The 16,931-nt window shown below is 28.2% G+C and carries 15 protein-coding genes; 13 read left to right on the top strand and 2 right to left on the bottom strand.

Annotated features, from left to right (window positions below):
* Positions 1-224: 224 nt before the first annotated feature.
* Complete coding sequence (locus CLOST_RS06525; RefSeq protein ID WP_013361484.1) at positions 225-605, top strand: DUF3232 domain-containing protein; 381 nt, start codon at positions 225-227, stop codon at positions 603-605.
* 73 nt (positions 606-678) lie between these two features.
* Here the strand turns inward: CLOST_RS06525 and CLOST_RS06520 are convergent, their stop codons facing one another.
* Positions 679-1,914, bottom strand: coding sequence for a hypothetical protein (locus CLOST_RS06520; protein WP_013361483.1), 1,236 nt, complete (start codon positions 1,912-1,914; stop codon positions 679-681).
* Between the two features lie 174 nt (positions 1,915-2,088).
* Here CLOST_RS06520 and CLOST_RS06515 point away from each other — a divergent pair, with 174 nt between their 5' ends.
* From CLOST_RS06515 to CLOST_RS06505, 3 genes are all read left to right on the top strand, one after another.
* Positions 2,089-2,793 carry a hypothetical protein gene (locus CLOST_RS06515; protein ID WP_013361482.1) on the top strand — a complete coding sequence of 235 codons (705 nt, stop codon included), beginning with the start codon at positions 2,089-2,091 and terminating at the stop codon, positions 2,791-2,793.
* Positions 2,783-4,882 (top strand): AAA family ATPase, encoded by a 2,100-nt coding sequence (locus CLOST_RS06510; protein WP_013361481.1) that lies wholly within the window; start codon positions 2,783-2,785, stop codon positions 4,880-4,882. Before CLOST_RS06515 ends, CLOST_RS06510 begins: the two co-directional genes overlap by 11 nt.
* A gap of 137 nt (positions 4,883-5,019) precedes the next feature.
* Positions 5,020-6,204 carry a hypothetical protein gene (locus tag CLOST_RS06505; RefSeq protein ID WP_013361480.1) on the top strand — a complete coding sequence of 395 codons (1,185 nt, stop codon included), beginning with the start codon at positions 5,020-5,022 and terminating at the stop codon, positions 6,202-6,204.
* Positions 6,205-6,317: 113 nt separating this feature from the next.
* Here CLOST_RS06505 and CLOST_RS13875 read toward each other — a convergent pair whose 3' ends face one another.
* Positions 6,318-6,470, bottom strand: coding sequence for a hypothetical protein (locus CLOST_RS13875; protein WP_157858287.1), 153 nt, complete (start codon positions 6,468-6,470; stop codon positions 6,318-6,320).
* A gap of 183 nt (positions 6,471-6,653) precedes the next feature.
* Here CLOST_RS13875 and CLOST_RS06500 point away from each other — a divergent pair, with 183 nt between their 5' ends.
* The 9 genes from CLOST_RS06500 to CLOST_RS06460 all read left to right on the top strand — a co-directional run bounded on the left by CLOST_RS06500 (position 6,654) and on the right by CLOST_RS06460 (position 16,915).
* Positions 6,654-8,447 carry a type I restriction-modification system subunit M gene (locus CLOST_RS06500; RefSeq protein WP_013361478.1) on the top strand — a complete coding sequence of 598 codons (1,794 nt, stop codon included), beginning with the start codon at positions 6,654-6,656 and terminating at the stop codon, positions 8,445-8,447.
* The gene (locus CLOST_RS13555) at positions 8,434-9,666 is read left to right on the top strand and encodes a restriction endonuclease subunit S (protein WP_081455089.1); all 1,233 of its coding nucleotides are present in this window, start codon (positions 8,434-8,436) and stop codon (positions 9,664-9,666) included. The genes CLOST_RS06500 and CLOST_RS13555 overlap by 14 nt, the downstream gene beginning before the upstream one ends.
* 22 nt (positions 9,667-9,688) lie before the next feature.
* Positions 9,689-10,126, top strand: coding sequence for a hypothetical protein (locus CLOST_RS06490; RefSeq protein WP_013361476.1), 438 nt, complete (start codon positions 9,689-9,691; stop codon positions 10,124-10,126).
* 40 nt (positions 10,127-10,166) lie between these two features.
* Complete coding sequence (locus CLOST_RS06485) at positions 10,167-13,196, top strand: type I restriction endonuclease subunit R (protein WP_013361475.1); 3,030 nt, start codon at positions 10,167-10,169, stop codon at positions 13,194-13,196.
* A gap of 363 nt (positions 13,197-13,559) precedes the next feature.
* Positions 13,560-13,901 (top strand): hypothetical protein, encoded by a 342-nt coding sequence (locus tag CLOST_RS06480; RefSeq protein WP_013361474.1) that lies wholly within the window; start codon positions 13,560-13,562, stop codon positions 13,899-13,901.
* Positions 13,902-14,063: 162 nt separating this feature from the next.
* Complete coding sequence (locus CLOST_RS06475; protein ID WP_013361473.1) at positions 14,064-14,351, top strand: hypothetical protein; 288 nt, start codon at positions 14,064-14,066, stop codon at positions 14,349-14,351.
* Positions 14,352-14,366: 15 nt separating this feature from the next.
* Positions 14,367-15,464, top strand: coding sequence for an FtsZ/tubulin family protein (locus CLOST_RS06470; protein ID WP_013361472.1), 1,098 nt, complete (start codon positions 14,367-14,369; stop codon positions 15,462-15,464).
* A gap of 397 nt (positions 15,465-15,861) precedes the next feature.
* Positions 15,862-16,095, top strand: a complete 234-nt coding sequence (locus CLOST_RS06465) for a hypothetical protein (RefSeq protein WP_013361471.1) — start codon at positions 15,862-15,864, stop codon at positions 16,093-16,095.
* Positions 16,096-16,717: 622 nt separating this feature from the next.
* The gene (locus tag CLOST_RS06460; RefSeq protein WP_013361470.1) at positions 16,718-16,915 is read left to right on the top strand and encodes a hypothetical protein; all 198 of its coding nucleotides are present in this window, start codon (positions 16,718-16,720) and stop codon (positions 16,913-16,915) included.
* Positions 16,916-16,931 lie beyond the last annotated feature (16 nt).

The following is a 16,931-nucleotide window of genomic DNA, read 5'->3' as shown; positions in this document are numbered from 1 at the left end:
AAGGTAAAAATAGAATTACTTATACCTACCTTAAAAAGGAGCAAGAAAAATCAAAATATATCTGTATAATAAAAAGTAAGGTGAGATATAATATAGTTATACCATCAAAAATATAAAAATCATGAAATCCAGTTAAAACTATTTAAAAGAAATTTATATTTTTTGAAAGTATATTTAGAAAAAAATACGAACACAAAAGATAAATAGTACTGGAGTGAATCATATTGAAAAAAGAGAACTGGGCAACAGATTTTCTTACAAATCTAGCAAAAATTTATGCTGATGATGTAGATGTACTTGAAATAATAGAAGATACTATTGATTCATATGGAAACTATGTGACATATGTTTATAAAATGGAGTCACTAAGGTCTATTTTAAAGATAAAATTAGAGGCAGAAGAATATAAAGATACAGTTGAGGAAATGGATAAAACTAGAACTAAAATCCATAACTCAGCCATAGCATCAACCAAAATAATTAATAGGATGTGTGAATCAAGTGAGATTCCCCTTTTTTTTCAGGGGAATATAGAAGATAGAGTAGAAGTAGCAGAATTTATAAGGGATATAGTAGTTAATGTGTTTCAAAACAGAAGAATATAGTGAACTCAGTGCACAAAATTAAAAAAGAGAGGAAGATTGTTCAAACCTCTCCTCTCTTGCTATAATCTTAATATTAGCTTGAGAATATTTCAATTGGGACAAGATTACTTATGCTTTTAGCTAAGTCTGGAAGATAATGTAATGTAGCTTCATTGAGTTTTCCTTTTATAATGTGTTCACTAAAATCTTCAAAAGCTTTTATTTCTCTTCTTCTTATATCTATATACAGATCATCAGTTTTGTGCTCTTTGATTATTTCAAATGCCGCTTTTTTCAAAATCGCTTCCTCGCATTTATTTAGGTAATTAAATATAAGCAAGTCTGGGTTTTGAAATATAAATTTTCTTGAATCTATTGCTAAATAACAGCCCTTTGAATTTTTTGTTTTATTTATAGTAGTTCTAAATCTAATAAATCCACGAGTGCTCTTTTGGATTAAATTATTTATATCACATGCATCTTTTGAAGAAATATCTTTAAGTATACTCTTGATAAAACCTGAACTATTGTAAATGAGTGATGCTTCAATAACTTTTAAAATATTATGATTTGAATTAATATCAAATTTTTCAGAAATAACTTTCTTGATTCTTTTTAGCTCTTCTTCACAATTTAATTCTAATAGAGAATATAAATATCTAAGTTTAAAGTCAGCAAATTTATAAACTTTATACTCTTTCGATTCTAACTTTGTTCTATCTAAAGTTGATATAGTATCTTCTATATATATTGTCTCATGAAGATTTGAATTTCTTTTCATTATATTTTTTATCATGCAGTTAAAGTCAGCGAAATTATAATCACTTTCATTTTTTTCAGCTAAAGCTATTTTAGCTAAAGTATTTATATCAATAGTTTCAATTCCACTGATTTCTTTTATTGAAAACGCTAATATATCATATTTCTTTATTATATTTATATATTCTTCATTTAAATCTAAGCTCTCTTTCATATTTACTGTTCTAAATATATTAATAGAATTTATGAATACAAAAGAGGTTGGACACTTGTCTATGATAGCGTTAGTTTCTTTTACAATGTAAGCTATAAATAAAGAATACTGTCTAAAAGTATACTTATCTATTCTCCTCTTTAGTTTTTTATCAAGGTTTCTGTACTCATCTATTCTTAGAAAAAATAGTCTGAAAAATAATTCAATTCTCTTTTTATCATTTTTCAATTGGACTAGAACTCTTTGGTTTATATATCTATCAATCTCAACATTTCTTTTAAGAATATCTTCTTTTGATACAAAAGAATTGTGCAAAACCTCAAAAATACCTAGCATTTTCTTGTTTTTCTCATCCACTTTAAAACCTCCCTCTTGAATCTTTATATTAATTACACTATTTAAAATATTTATTTCAAATAAAAATATCTAGCTGTCGCAAAATACTATCTCGTGCGATAACTAGATATTTTTTTGTTTTTTATTTCATCTTAAAGCTTGTAATTAATATTACAAATCGTAGGAGGCATAAAAATGAGAACAAGTATAGAAATTATTGGAAATGATGATTTAGAAAAAATGTTAGAAGAAAGATCTAGGGAATTTGATGGAGATAAAGATTGTAGAAAAACTAGTTTAAAAAAGAAAGTGGATTTTATAAATGAAAATTTGCAAATGAAAGTTTCTTATAAAGACAGAACTGGAACGATTGAAAATTTTATTGATGAACTATCAAAAGACTTTAATAAAGCAGTAGAAGAGGAATTTAAGAAAAGGTTTAAAGAAAAGACTTTTAGCTATGAAGTTGAGTTAAGCAATCCAGTTTTCTTAAAAACATATATAGATTTATTAGAAAAGTTGCTGAAAAACGGATATATAAACTCTCTTTATATATCTACAGCAGCATTTAGAGTTGTAAATAGATACTACTCTAAAATTATTGAAAATAAAAATTTACTGAAGAATTTTTTCATACTCGAAAAAGAAAAAACTCATGATCAATACTTTGAAAGAATGGATATAAAAAAGGATTTCAAGTATTCGATTTTTAGCAATTATCTTGATTTAGAGGCACTAACTCACAATGAAATTAGATTTCTTCAGCTATATCAAGATTTAGATTTCCCTGAAATTATTTATAGCAAAGGCTTTGCAAGAGAACTAAATGTTTCTGAAAACACAATAGTAAGCATTAAAAAAAGACTTAAAGAGAAGAGGAGAATGATTAATGGAAAATAAAGTGAAAGTTATAGTAGAAAAAGTTACAACAATAAAACAATTTGATTATTTGATACATCTCAAGATTTTAGATAGAAAAGATATGGAAAAATTGAATAAATTGAGAGTTACCATCAAATTAGAAAGGTTAGACTTAGAAAAAAATGATGTACTTGAAATAAAACTTAGTGAAAATCAATATAACTTTAAGCATTTAAAAATAGAAGACTACAAAATAGTATCAAGAAACTCAGATGCTGAATTAGCAATTATTTTATGCAAAATTCTTAATATTTCAAAGCAATCAGCTCAAAATATTTCTAGAAGTTGTGAAAAGAATGTTTTTGAAAAGATTATAAATTCTAAATATTTGGAACATGATTTTGGGATTGATAAAAGTGAAGCTGAGAAAATTGAGGAAAATAAAAACAACTTAGAAGAGTTTTATGACTTATTAAACAACATAATTTTATTAAACTTAAGCTTTTTAGAAATTTTTAAAATGTATGAAAGATTTCAAGAAAGCACAAAAGCTGTTCTTTTTTCAAATCCATTTGTTTTTATAGAAGAAATTGGATATGATAAAGCTCTAAATATAGCTAAAATTGTTGGATTTCCTTTAAATTCTATGGAACATGCAATTGCTCTTCTTATTAATTCATTAAAAGAAGAGGCGAAAAATGGAAATTTGTATATGGATTTAGACAATCTTGTAGAAAAAATGAAAGAAAAAGAGCTGTCAATTGCGATGATTAATAAGGCAATTAAACATGCATACTCCAAATCTCTTATTTATATTTCAAAAGATGGGAAAGTTACGCTAATACAAACATATAAAACAGAAAAAAATACAGCAGCTCTACTAGAATATAAAATAAATAATACAAATATAAATATTATAGACTCTAAAAAAGTTGAGGAGTTTATATCAGAGTTTGAGGAGTCAAACTCTTTTAGTTTTTCAGATGAACAAAAAGATGCAATCAGAATGTTTGCAAAGAGTCCCATATTTATTTTAACAGGAGGCCCAGGAACAGGAAAAACTCAAACCGCAAAAGCAATAGTTGAGCTTTCTAAAAGATTTGGATATACTTTATCCCTTGCTTGTCCAACAGGGAAAGCTTCTGCTAGACTTTCAGAGGTTGTTGGGGAATATAGCTCAACCATTCATAGAGCACTTGAGATTGGATATTTTTTTACTGAAGCTAATAGGGAAATACAAGAGGATATAGTTCTAATAGATGAGATGTCAATGGTTGGTTCATTTTTATTTTATGAACTAATAAAAAATATATCAGATAACAGCAAAATAGTTTTCATAGGTGATGTGGACCAAATAGAATCAGTTGAAGCTGGAAATATACTTGAATCACTTATAGATTCAGGGAAAATTCCAACAACTAGACTTAAGAAAGTATTTAGGCAAGCAGAAGGGTCCAAGATAGTTGTAAACGCCCATAAAATAAAAAATAATGATCCAAACCTTGAATATGGGGATGATTTTAAGTTTGTAAGAAAAGAAACTGATGATGAAATCATGGCCCACATCCTAAAATCATATAAATATCTTAGAGAAAAACTTGGTTATGAAGCAAAAGATATAGCAATACTCTCTCCAACTAAAAAAACATCCATTGGGACACATGAACTGAATTTTCAAATTCAAAAACATTTTAATAAATCAGATGATTTCATAATATCTCCATCTGGAATAAAATTCTCACCCGATGATCGGATTATGCAAAATGAGAACAATAATGAAGAGGGGATATATAATGGAACAACTGGAAGCATAGCTTTTATAAATGAAAAATCAGTAACCCTTGAATTTGATGATGGAGCATGGGTTGACTACTTCAAAGAAGAGTTTTTCAATACAGTGATTCATTCATATGCATCAACAATTCACAAATATCAAGGTTCTGAGGTAAAGGTAGTGATTGTTCCCCTTTCATTTGCAGATAAGAATATGTGGAATAAGAAACTTTTCTATACTGCACTAACAAGGGCTAAGGAACTTTTTATAATGATAGGAAATGAAGAAATATTTAAAGATTACTGCATGAGAGAGCCTGAAAAAAGAAGGACACTTTTAAAAGAATTTCTTTAAAATATATAAGACCTAGACTATTCAAATCATGTAGAAATGTTTTGAAATAGTTTAGGTTTTTTTAAGTATATTAAATTTTATATTGCAAAAAATACTATATTATCAATATAATTAAATAAAAACAAAAGGGGAAAAAAATGGAATATGGATTAAAAGATTTGCTATATCAAGCTAATTTTTCTCTAAATTATACTTTTTTAGCTCTAGAAAAAACAAAAAATACAAGTGATAAATATCTTAGTATTTCGATTTTAGATGAATCAAAAAATCCATTTGGTAATTTATATATAAATTTTCCAATGAGAATTAATTCTAATGCTAGATACATTGAAAAAATTTTAAATAATAAAGACTCCATTGAAAATTTTTTTAGTATTTTCACTTCAAAGTTTCAAGCAAATTTTAAGATAGAGTTTTGGGAATTAACTGAATACATATCTTTAGATAATAATTGTAATATCATTTATTTTAGAGAATCCGAAAAAAAATATGTTAAATCACACAAGGTGAATACTAAAGAAAATTGTATAAGAATTGGAATCAACAAAAATTATGAAATGGGACTTTATACACTTACATGTGTATGTACTATAAATTTAAAGGATGTATACAAGAAGCAATTTGATGAAGAAAGAGAAAAAATCTTAAAAGAAATAAAAGAAAACATTGAAGCAGAATTATTAATTAAGAAATTAGATTTTAAAGAGCCTTTCAATAGAGTTAAAATAATACAAAACGATATCATTCAGAATGTTTTTAATAAAATTAAAAACAGCAAAACAAGAAGCACTGTTCAATGGGCATATAGTCCTGTAAGCGATTTTGCTTTTCAAGAGTTTGTTTTTTTGACAAGAAGAAATAAATATTATAATAAATATGCAGCTGATTATATTAAAAATATAATTAATGAAAAATTTACTTTTAAAAATAAAGAGCAGTTTTATGAAGAGAAATTCAATTATTCAAGTGAACATTTTTCAATTTTATACAATCAAAATTGTGATATTCTTAAAGCAAAAGTTATTTTAGAGATGCTTCGATTAAATAGAGATGATATAAAATTACATAGTGCTAGCTTTGAACTTGAAATAAAATTTTCTATTTTTGATGGTAGTGAGAAAAGAGAATCACTGCAATCTGATTATAATCTTAAAAAAATGTTTTACAAATATTTAGCTGAAGTAGAACATTTTAATAAATTAATTCAATTTTTCACTTATGGTGAGCAGGAACTTCAAATTGACTTTCAATTAAACAAAAGAAAGAAAACGGATGAAAATAAAAGAAGTTTAATAATTAAGAGTATAAAAAACACCTCCTAGAGTAAAGAGGTGTTTTTATTGTTATCATGATTTTCCTACATGAATATATAGTTTTATGCTAAATCTTTTTATATACTTATACTCTTTTCCCACTTGAATCTGAATAGTTCTTATTATTGATTAAATTTAACAATTTCTTTTCTCTTAATGTTTTTAATATCAATTTCCCAACTACTATTTTTCGTATTTTTCTCTAGAAATTCTTCAAATGTATTCGCATCTTTCATATAAGATAAAATTCTGCTTTCTTTTTTTCCAGCCATCATTAAATTGCTTTGATACATTTTTACCGCTACTTTTAAACTTTTAATTAGTAATTCCTCCTTGAATTTCCGAATTACTAATTACACTTTTTAAAAATAAATATAAAATTTAAAAATATCTACATATCGCACGCTTGATAAATGATATAATTTATATGAAAAATAAATAATATCGGAGGAATAGGGATGACAGCTTTACAAAGGCAAACAAATATTAATGTCCAAGAAAAAGCAGATATGATTTGGGGCATTGCAGATATAATAAGGGGGACTTTTAAACCTCACGAATATGGAAAAGTAATACTTCCAATGACGCTACTAAAAAGATTAAATGATACCTTACTAGAAACAAAAGAAGGTGTTTTAAAGAAATACGAAGAAGTAAAGAATTTTGAAGTTAAAGATGGTTTTTTAACTAAAGCTTCAGGGTATTCATTTTATAATATAAGTCCATTTACATTTGAAAACTTACTGAATGAACCTGAACATATAGAAGAAAACTTCAAGACATTTATTGCTGGATTTTCAGAAAACATCCATGATATAATTAAAAATTTTAAATTTGAAAATACCCTTAATGATTTAGTTGGGTCAACTAAAGAAGAAAGTAAACTATTTTATGTTATACAAGAATTTAATAAACCGAATGCGTATATGGGTGCAGATATTATAACAACTACAGATATGGGTTATATTTTTGAAGAATTAGTAAGGAAATTTTCAGAAAGTTACAACGAAGAGGCTGGAGCACACTTTACAGCAAGAGATATTATATATACCATGACAGATTTACTTATTGCTGAAGAAGAAAATGTTTTACAAGAAGATGGTTTAGTAAAAACTGTATATGATATGGCTATGGGTACATCTCAAATGCTTACCTCTATGGAAGAACGATTAAAAGAATTAGATGCAGATGCAGAGGTAACGGTTTTTGGACAAGAAATAAACCCTGAAACTTATGCAATAGCAAAGGCAGACATGATAATTCGTGGAGGAAATGCAAGTAACATGAGGTTTGGTGATACATTATCAAATGACAGATTTGAAGATTATGAATTTGACTATATTATTTCTAACCCGCCTTTTGGGGTAGATTGGAAAGCACAAAAAAGTGCAGTTGAAAAAGAGCATAAAAAGGGATCTAATGGTAGATTTGCACCTGGACTACCAAAAATTTCCGATGGCCAAATGCTATTCACACTAAATGGTATAAAGAAATTAAATGATACAGGAAAAATGGCAATAATTCACAATGGCTCACCTCTTTTTGTAGGAGATGCTGGCTCTGGACCTTCTGAAATAAGACGCTATATAATTGAAAATGATTTATTGGAAGCCATTGTGCAGCTACCTACGGACCTATTTTACAATACTGGAATTACAACATATATTTGGCTGATTTCTAAAAATAAATCAGCAAGGCGTACGGGTAAAGTTCAATTGATTGATGCATCGAATATGTATATTAAGAGGAGAACCTCTTTAGGGAATAAAAGGGTAGAGCTTGATGAATGTTGTAGAGAAGCAATTGTAAATGCATATGGAGATTTTGAAAATAAACACTATGAATATGATAAAAAGAGTGTAGAGTCCAAAATATTTAATAATGAAGATTTTGGATACTACAAGATTGTAGTTGAGTCACCACAAGTAGATGAATACGGAAAGATTATCCTTAAAAAGAAACAATCTGTTGCTGACCCTTCTAAAAGAGATACTGAGAATGTGCCTATGATTTTAGGTAAAGACCAAGATGAAGTTATTAAAGAGTACTTTGAGAAAGAAGTCTTGCCTTATAATCAAGATGCTTGGGTTGATGAAAACAAGACCAAAATTGGTTATGAGATTCCATTTACAAGACATTTCTACAAATATGTTGCACCTGAGAAGTCAGAAGTGATTGCTGAAAGAATTAGTGCTATTGAAAATGATTTGATGGGATCACTTAAATCACTGTTTGAGAATGGCGGTGAGTAGTATGAGAGAGATGAAAGATAGCGAACTATTGTGGTTAGGTGAGTATAATGAAACATGGGATTTAGTCCCATTAAAGCACTTAGTAAATATTACAACAGGCAAAAAAGATGTGAACCAAGGGCACCCAGATGGAGAATATCCGTTCTTCACCTGCTCGATGACACCTTATCGGAGTAGTAATTACTCTTTTGACAGTGAAGCATTACTTGTTGCAGGGAATGGTATGGTCGGATTTACACAATACTATAATGGGAAGTTTGAAGCTTATCAGAGGACATATGTTTTATCAGACTTCAAAGAAATTCATCCACTATATTTAAAACACTATATTACAGAACTTTTACCTAAGTACTTGACCGATAAGTCAGTAGGTTCTGTAATTGACTTTATAAAATTGGGCGATTTAAAATCATTTGGAATCGTTCGACCTTCTATTACTGATCAAAAAAAAATCTCATCCTACCTCGAACAAAAGGTAGCTCTCATTGACAATATCCTTGAGAAAACTAAGCAGTCGATTGAAGAGTACAAGAAGTACAAGCAATCGCTAATCACAGAGACCGTCACTAAAGGATTAAATCCAGATGTGAAGATGAAGGATATAGGGATTGAGTGGATTGGAGAGATACCTGAACAATGGAAAGTGTTGAAACTAAAGTGCATTTTCGAGATTTCTAAGCGAATTTCTGGGGAACTAGGCCATAGTGTTCTTTCAGTAACACAGAATGGTCTTAAAATAAAGGATTTAACCTCAAATGAAGGACAATTATCATCAGATTATAGCAAATATCAATATGTTTATAAAACTGACTTTGTTATGAATCATATGGATTTATTGACAGGATGGGTTGATTTGTCTCCATATGATGGTGTCACAAGCCCTGATTATAGAGTATTCAAAATGAAAGATGGATTGAAATATTCTAAAGAGTATTATCTATACATTTTTCAAGTTTGTTACTTGAATCAAATTTTTTATGGACTTGGTCAAGGGATATCAAACTTAGGTAGATGGAGATTGCAAACGGATAAGTTTATAAATTTTTCATTGCCAGTGCCACCAATAGATGAGCAAAAAAAAATTGCAAAATTTCTTCAAAACAAGCTAGGTGAAATTGAAAAATTTGTAAAGACAAAAGAAAGCCTGCTTAAAGAACTAGAAGCCTACAAAAAATCACTCATCTACGAAGTAGTAACGGGGAAAAAAGAAATTATATAATTGAAGAATTTGGTGATAAATAATGATAAAAGAAACTATTTTGGGAAAAATATTTGATGTAATATTAGGCCAAATATTAAAATTGCTTAAAAAAAGCATTTACTTAAGTCTAAATATTGAATATTTTAGGACATATTTTATAATAAAAAATACCAGTATGTCTCCAATTATTATAAGTGAAATTGGCTTTTTAGAGGATAAAAGGATGTTCAATTTAAAAGCAAAATGTCTTTATAGTATAAAAGTCAGAAAAAAAGTAGCTAGTAATGATTTTGCATCAATTGGTGTTAATAGCTATCTTATTAAAAACGCTTTATTAAGTAGTGAAAATACTTCTAATATATTTGTTATACCATATGTCAAGGACCATCAAGGGAAACTATATAAAATGAAAAAAATATATATGGATTTAAACAAATTAAGTGATAGATCGTTATGTAAATCAGATCTTGGACTTTAAATACTCTAAAACTATACAAAATGTAGGGGAGGGAGCTGGCTTGGATTACAAAGAAAAACGATTTGAGGAAGATATAGAAACTTATCTTTTGAATCATGGGGGATATATTCAAAAAAATATGGTGGGGTTTGATAAAGCCAACTGCATATATTTAAGTGAACTAATATACTTCATAAGAAGCACCCAAGAAAATGAATGGGAAAGATATGAAAAAATATATGGAGTAGAGTCAGAAAAGAAATTTTTGAAAAGATTCAATGAAGAGGTAAACACACACGGAATACTTCATGTACTAAGAAATGGTATAAACGACAGGGGAGTAAAGCTTAAAGTCTGTTACTTTAAGCCTGAATCAACTCTTAATCAAAAACTTGTAAAAAACTATAATTCTAATATTTTATCAGTAGTTAGGCAGTTTGCATATTCAGTTGAAAATAATAATACTATAGATATGGTTCTCACATTAAATGGAATTCCTTTGGTAGCACTTGAATTAAAAAATCAAATTACAGGACAATCAGTAGAAAATGCTAAAAAACAATTTATGTATGATAGAAATCCAAAAGAATATTGCTTTCACTTCAATAAAAGATTCTTAGTTTACTTTGCTGTTGATTTATTTGAAGTTTTTATGGCTACTGAATTAAAGGGTAAAGATACATTTTTTCTACCTTTTAATCAAGGATCTGGAGGAGCTGGGAAAGTTGGAGGTTCTGGGAATCCTGAAAATCCAAATGGTTATAACACATCGTATTTGTGGGAAAATGTTCTATCAAAAGACTCTTTTCTTAATATAATTCAAAGATTTCTTCATGTAAGCGTAGAACGAAAAAAGGTTCTAAAAGACGATAAGGAAATTATGAAATTAAGTAAGAAATTAATATTTCCAAGATTTCATCAACTTGATGTTGTAACAAAACTTATTGATGATGTAAAAATAAATGGCTCTGGAAAGAATTATTTAATTCAGCATAGTGCAGGATCGGGTAAATCAAATTCAATTGCCTGGAGCTGTTATAGACTAGCTAGCCTCCATGATGAACACAATAATTCCATATTTACTTCTGTAATTGTTGTAACAGATAGAAAAGTTTTAGATAATCAGCTTCAAGACACTATAAGTAGTTTTGATCACGCATATGGTCTTGTTGAAACAATAGGGGATGGGAAGTCATCAAAAGATCTTAAGGATGCTATAAATGATGGTAAGAAAATAATAGTCACAACACTTCAAAAATTTCCAGTTATTTATGAAGAAGTTGAAAATAATAAAGGCAAAAGATTTGCTATAATTGTAGATGAAGCTCATTCTTCCCAAACTGGTAGTAGTGCCCAGAAGCTAAAAACAGCCCTAGCCGACAATGAAGAGGCATTAAGAGAATTTGCTAGGATAGAAGGGGAAGAAGAAGCAAATATAGAGGATTTTGAAGACAAATTAATAAAAGAATTGCTTACTCATGGAAAACACAAAAATTTATCATTTTTAGCATTTACGGCTACTCCAAAACAAAAAACATTGGAAATGTTTGGAACTCAGCATACAGACGGAACATTTCATCCATTTCACATCTACTCGATGAAACAAGCAATAGAAGAAGAATTTATTCACGATGTTTTAGCGAATTACATGACTTACAAGACTTGTTTTAAAATAGCTAAAAGTACTCCAGATAATCCCGAGCTTCCAGAGTCAGAAGCAAAAAAAGCTATCAAGCGATATGAGTCATTACATCCATACAACTTGCAGCAAAAAACTGCGGTTATGATTGAATATTTCAGAGATGTAACTATGCATAAAATAGGTGGAAGAGCAAAAGCTATGGTTGTTACGGCATCTAGACTTCATGCAGTGAGATATTTTCTTGAATTTAAGAGGTATATAGATAAAAAAGGGTACAAAGATCTGGATGTTCTTGTTGCCTTTTCAGGAAGCGTAAAAGACAAAGACGAAGAATATACAGAAACTGGATTAAATATAACAAAGGAAGGTTCTAGAATCAGCGAAAAACAACTTCCAGAATTATTTAGTACAGATGAATTTAATATATTAGTTGTGGCGGAAAAGTATCAAACTGGGTTTGATGAACCTTTGCTACACACTATGTTTGTAGATAAAAAACTCTCTGGAGTAAAAGCTGTACAAACTCTATCTAGATTAAATAGAACAATGCTTGGAAAAACAGACACTTTTGTAATGGATTTTGTAAATGAAGCTGAAGATATAAAAGAAGCATTCGAACCTTTTTACAAAGAAACTGTTCTAGATAAAGAGATAAATGTAAACCTTATTTACGATACTAAGATTTCTATTAGGCAGTTCCTACTTTATAATGATTCAGATGTAGAAAAATTTAATAATATTTATTACAAAGAAAAGCAATCTAGCACTGATTTAGGAAAAATAACATCTCTATATACTCCTATATTAAAGCAATATAATAATTTGTCTTTAGAAGAGAGGTTCATGTTTAAAAAATCGGTTAGAAATTATGTTAAGTGGTATGCATACATTGTCCAAATTACAAGAATGTTTGATAAAGATCTTCAAAAGGAATATAACTTCTTGAAATATATGGATAAAGTGCTACCAAAAAATTCTCAAGAACAGGTAGACTTGGAAGACAAAATAAAACTAGAGTTTTATAAATTGGAAAAGTCTTTCGAAGGAGAAGTTATTCTTGGAAATGATGAAAACAAAGGCGTTTTAACAAATGTAGAAACAGTAGATGTTAGCAAGGGTAAAGATAAAAAAGATGAACTTTTGGAGAATATAATTAATCACATAAATCAAAGATATATGGGGATTTTTTCTGAAGGAGATCGGGTAATAGTTGAAACAATGTTCAATAAAGTAAAATTAGAGGATAAAAAACTTAAAAAGTATGCTAAAAAGAATAATATGGAAGTCTTTTCAGAAAGTATTTTCCCAAAAGTTTTTGCTGATGTTGCTCAGGAGTGCTATGAAGAGCAAATGGGTGCTTTTAAAAAGCTTTTTGAAGACAAGTCATTCTACACAGCTATAATGAATGAAATAGCTAAAGAAACATATAGAGAATTAAGAAATCAATAAATATTTTAAAAATAGTCTTGATATAAAATTTATCACTCCACCATTAATGCTAGTGAAAATTAGCCCTAATGGTGGAGTTTTTCAATTCATAACAATAATTAAAAATTTCATCAGATAGAATATAACTATTTTCACTTATCCATAAATTAATTCATAAACTTTAAAAATAACATATTTTTTTCTAAAAATCAATTTTTATGCGTGTAATGTATGTAGCAGCTAAATATCTTGGATAAGTCATTCAATTATCTTAGATAAATCATTGAAATATCATTGTTGCTACATAAATACATCATAGACAGGAGGGTAGAAGCTAGGTATTGCTAACACATAAAATTGAAAATTTTTTAAGGAGGACTTAAAATGAGCAAAGTAAATGTTTATGAAAGAGAAGAATATGAGAGAAGTATTATAGCGAGAGTAGAATATAATAACAATCTAGATTTTTGGGATGGAAGAAATATGTGCAATGGAGGAGCTGGAAGACACAAAGGAATCACAAAACTTAGAGATGGAAGATTTGTGATAATAGATGGAACAGATTGGCAAGGAGAAACCACCACAGCTTATGTTGTAAGCGATAGAGAAGCTTTAGAAGAAATTCTTGAAAGTGGAAATGTATACCTGCTAGAAAGCAGAAGATTTAAAAAACTAAAAGAAATGAGCGAGGAACTAGATGATATGGAAGAAGAGGATGAAGACTAACATATAGGAAATATATCAAATATTAATCATTTATTAATCATACAGCAAGCATATATCAATCATATATATAACATATATATGATATGTATCAATCCAAAATAGAGCATAGGTATATGCTTGTTGTATAAATAAATCCCTTAAAATTTAGAAGGAGTGATAAAAATGAAGTTTGATTTAAGAAAAGAGCATTTAGAAATACTAACTAGCCTTAAAGAGCTTGGAGCTACTAGTTTTTTAGACTCAGTTGCTGTAAAAGAAATTCAGGAAAAGATGAATGAAAAAGATATTAAAGCTAGTTCTCAATTTCTAAAAAAATATATAAAGATATTTGAAAGTTTAGAGATTGTAAAAAAAGGGCTATTAGCAAGGGGAAATGCTAAGACTTACTACCTGGATTTAGAAAATCATGAAGAGTTTTTGGTTAAAGTTAATGAAAAATACAACAAATAAAAGGAGGAAGTTTTTATGAAGAATGAAATGTTAGTACTTGGACTTGGTCAAGCAGGTGGGAATATGGCAGAAGAGCTATATAAAAGAGGATTTAATGTAATAGCAATAAACTCATCGACAGATGATTTAGATTCTCTTGACATAGAAAAAGAATTTAAGTTTCATATCAAAAATGGGGACGGAACGGCAAAGAACAGGACTTTATCTAAACAGCTAGTAAAATCTGTAGCAAAGCAGATTATAGATTTAATAAATCAAAAATACACTTCTATGAAGTACATCCATATTATGAGCTCTCTAGGTGGTGGAACTGGTGGAGGCTCTGTGGCAGGAATAGCTAATATGATGCAGTCTGTTTTTACAGATAAGCACATTTCTGTTTCAGCAATTCTCCCATCATCTTTTGAAAACATAAGACTAAAGAATAATTCTTTAGAAGCTTTTGCAGAGCTTGCAGCTATCCAAGATAAAATTGGCCCTTTTTTCCTTCTTTCCAATGAAAATGTAGAAAAGTTTAGGGTAAATAAGATGCATGCAGAGGTTTTAGATGATCTTGTTAATCTTAGAAGTTCTAATAAAAAAGGTTCTTTAGATGCTAAAGAACTAGAAGAGATAATGACATCTAAAGCAATACTTCTTCCATGCAAAATAGAGGAAACGAATGAAGGGAATAAGCCAGTTTTAATAGATTGCTATGCGAAAGTGGAGGGAAATGCAAGGCTAACAGCTCTATCGCTGTCTAAAAACTATAGGCAGGAAGAAATAAGCAAATTTGAAACATATAAAGGAATGAGCATTTCTAGCGTTGCAGCAAGATTAGATGATAAAAATTATGCATTTTACTGCTCAATAGATTTTAATGATTCTGCTATAAAAAATATAAATAATAGACTAAAAGAAGAAATAGAGCTGATGAAGAAACAAGACAATAAAGCTACAAGTTTAGAAATAGAGACATATGATTTATCTCATTCAAACTTAAAAATTGATACTAAATCAAATAAGACCACTATTTTTAATCACAAAAATCAAATTCAAGATGAAAATATTATTGAGGATGCTACAAATAATAAAAATAAAAAAGAGATGAATTTAGATATTTTTTTCAAATAATTTGACAATTTTTACAAAATATTGACATTTTTTAAAAGCCTTACAAAAATAAAAATGTCTGTGATATAATAAGCCAACTACTTAATTCCCCCCAGACTTAAGTAGTCTGGAAGAGAAAAATTCTTTTCCCATAAAGAATATGCAATACCCCAACCCCTAATCCCAAGTCCTTATTATGGCTTGGGATTACCCTTTTTTAAAAAAAGTATTCTATGGGGCTTTAATAAGGTTTCAAGCTTTCCAAGGACATATATAAGAAGACTTAAGTGATTTAAAAAGACTTTCTTTAGAAAAAAATAGTAATTGATAAAATAAGTCAAACTAATGAGAGTCTTAAATAAACTTTATTCAATATTTTGAAATGATATATTAAAGAAGTTTTTTCTGGAGTTGTGCTATGTTAACAGATATTAAAAACGAGGCTCATTTATTAGCTATAAAAACAGTTATGGAATTAATTGTTAAATTTGACAAGATTCTTATAGATGCAGAAAATATCGTAAAAAGTAGCAAAAGGGAAGAGTTTATCGTCCAAAATCCTATAACTCTCCACGAATCTGCTTATAATTGGGCTGTAAAATTATTAACAGAGATTGGAGATCTAGATACTTTAGAGAAATATTTGACATAAAAAGCATTATCAAGGTATTACTGCTTTTAATCTAAAAAGGATAAAGGCATTCATTCATTAGGAATTATTTTAACTAAAGAGATAAGAGAAATGGCAATATATAATAGTGTATGTATATAGAGGCATCGGAAGGATGGATTTAAAATCAAATTAGGTATTGCTTATTAGCTATATTTTATAAGTATAATTTTTTGTTTTTTTTATTTAAAGAAGGTTTTTAATTTTTCTTTTATAGTAGAGGAATCTTTAAACATTTAAAAAACCATTCATTTTTGCTTCAAGATAAACCTTATACAAATGTATAAGACATATTTCCCTAATTTTATACAAGAATATATGATAAAATATTATTAAAATCCAGTTAAAAATTTAGCCAATTAAATAATTCCATAAGTTTTAAAAATATAAACTTGAAATGTATATGAATACACATAATAACTATTATTTAGGAAACAGAATTAAATAAACAAGAGAATTATCTTAAAATTATGATTGGAATTTTAAGGTTTTAAGAAGATTTCTAAAATCTATAAATATACAGATTATCATATGCTATAATTATTCAAAAGAAAAATAATTCTAGACTTATTGTATACAAAATATTTAAAAGGGGTGAGGATAAATGGATAAGAAGAAAACCTTATCCTCAAGTATAATTGGGGAGCCAGAAAATAAAAATGTTAAAAATTTATTTCATGAAAATGATTTAATTTTAAAAAAACCAAGAGAAAAGAAAAAACCGTATATGGATAATTCCTTTATGGAAAATACAGTGCAAACTATTCTAATACTACTCATAATTTCGTTATTCAAAATATAAATAAACCTATAAATAA

Origin of the sequence: Acetoanaerobium sticklandii, assembly GCF_000196455.1 — a bacterium.
GTDB classification, from domain to species: Bacteria; Bacillota; Clostridia; order Peptostreptococcales; family Filifactoraceae; genus Acetoanaerobium; species Acetoanaerobium sticklandii.
The sequence above is the reverse complement of the archived record's forward strand: the minus strand, read 5'-3'. Positions and strand labels throughout refer to the sequence as shown.

Coding starts and splice junctions, on each gene's coding strand:
- CLOST_RS06460 (WP_013361470.1), top strand. CDS start 16,718: ATGGATAAGAAGAAAACCTTATCCTCAAGTATAATTGGGGAGCCAGAA.
- CLOST_RS06470 (WP_013361472.1), top strand. CDS start 14,367: ATGAAGAATGAAATGTTAGTACTTGGACTTGGTCAAGCAGGTGGGAAT.
- CLOST_RS06490 (WP_013361476.1), top strand. CDS start 9,689: ATGATAAAAGAAACTATTTTGGGAAAAATATTTGATGTAATATTAGGC.
- CLOST_RS06505 (WP_013361480.1), top strand. CDS start 5,020: ATGGAATATGGATTAAAAGATTTGCTATATCAAGCTAATTTTTCTCTA.
- CLOST_RS13875 (WP_157858287.1), bottom strand. CDS start 6,470: ATGATGGCTGGAAAAAAAGAAAGCAGAATTTTATCTTATATGAAAGAT.
- CLOST_RS06515 (WP_013361482.1), top strand. CDS start 2,089: ATGAGAACAAGTATAGAAATTATTGGAAATGATGATTTAGAAAAAATG.
- CLOST_RS06480 (WP_013361474.1), top strand. CDS start 13,560: ATGAGCAAAGTAAATGTTTATGAAAGAGAAGAATATGAGAGAAGTATT.
- CLOST_RS06475 (WP_013361473.1), top strand. CDS start 14,064: ATGAAGTTTGATTTAAGAAAAGAGCATTTAGAAATACTAACTAGCCTT.
- CLOST_RS13555 (WP_081455089.1), top strand. CDS start 8,434: ATGGCGGTGAGTAGTATGAGAGAGATGAAAGATAGCGAACTATTGTGG.
- CLOST_RS06500 (WP_013361478.1), top strand. CDS start 6,654: ATGACAGCTTTACAAAGGCAAACAAATATTAATGTCCAAGAAAAAGCA.
- CLOST_RS06510 (WP_013361481.1), top strand. CDS start 2,783: ATGGAAAATAAAGTGAAAGTTATAGTAGAAAAAGTTACAACAATAAAA.
- CLOST_RS06465 (WP_013361471.1), top strand. CDS start 15,862: ATGTTAACAGATATTAAAAACGAGGCTCATTTATTAGCTATAAAAACA.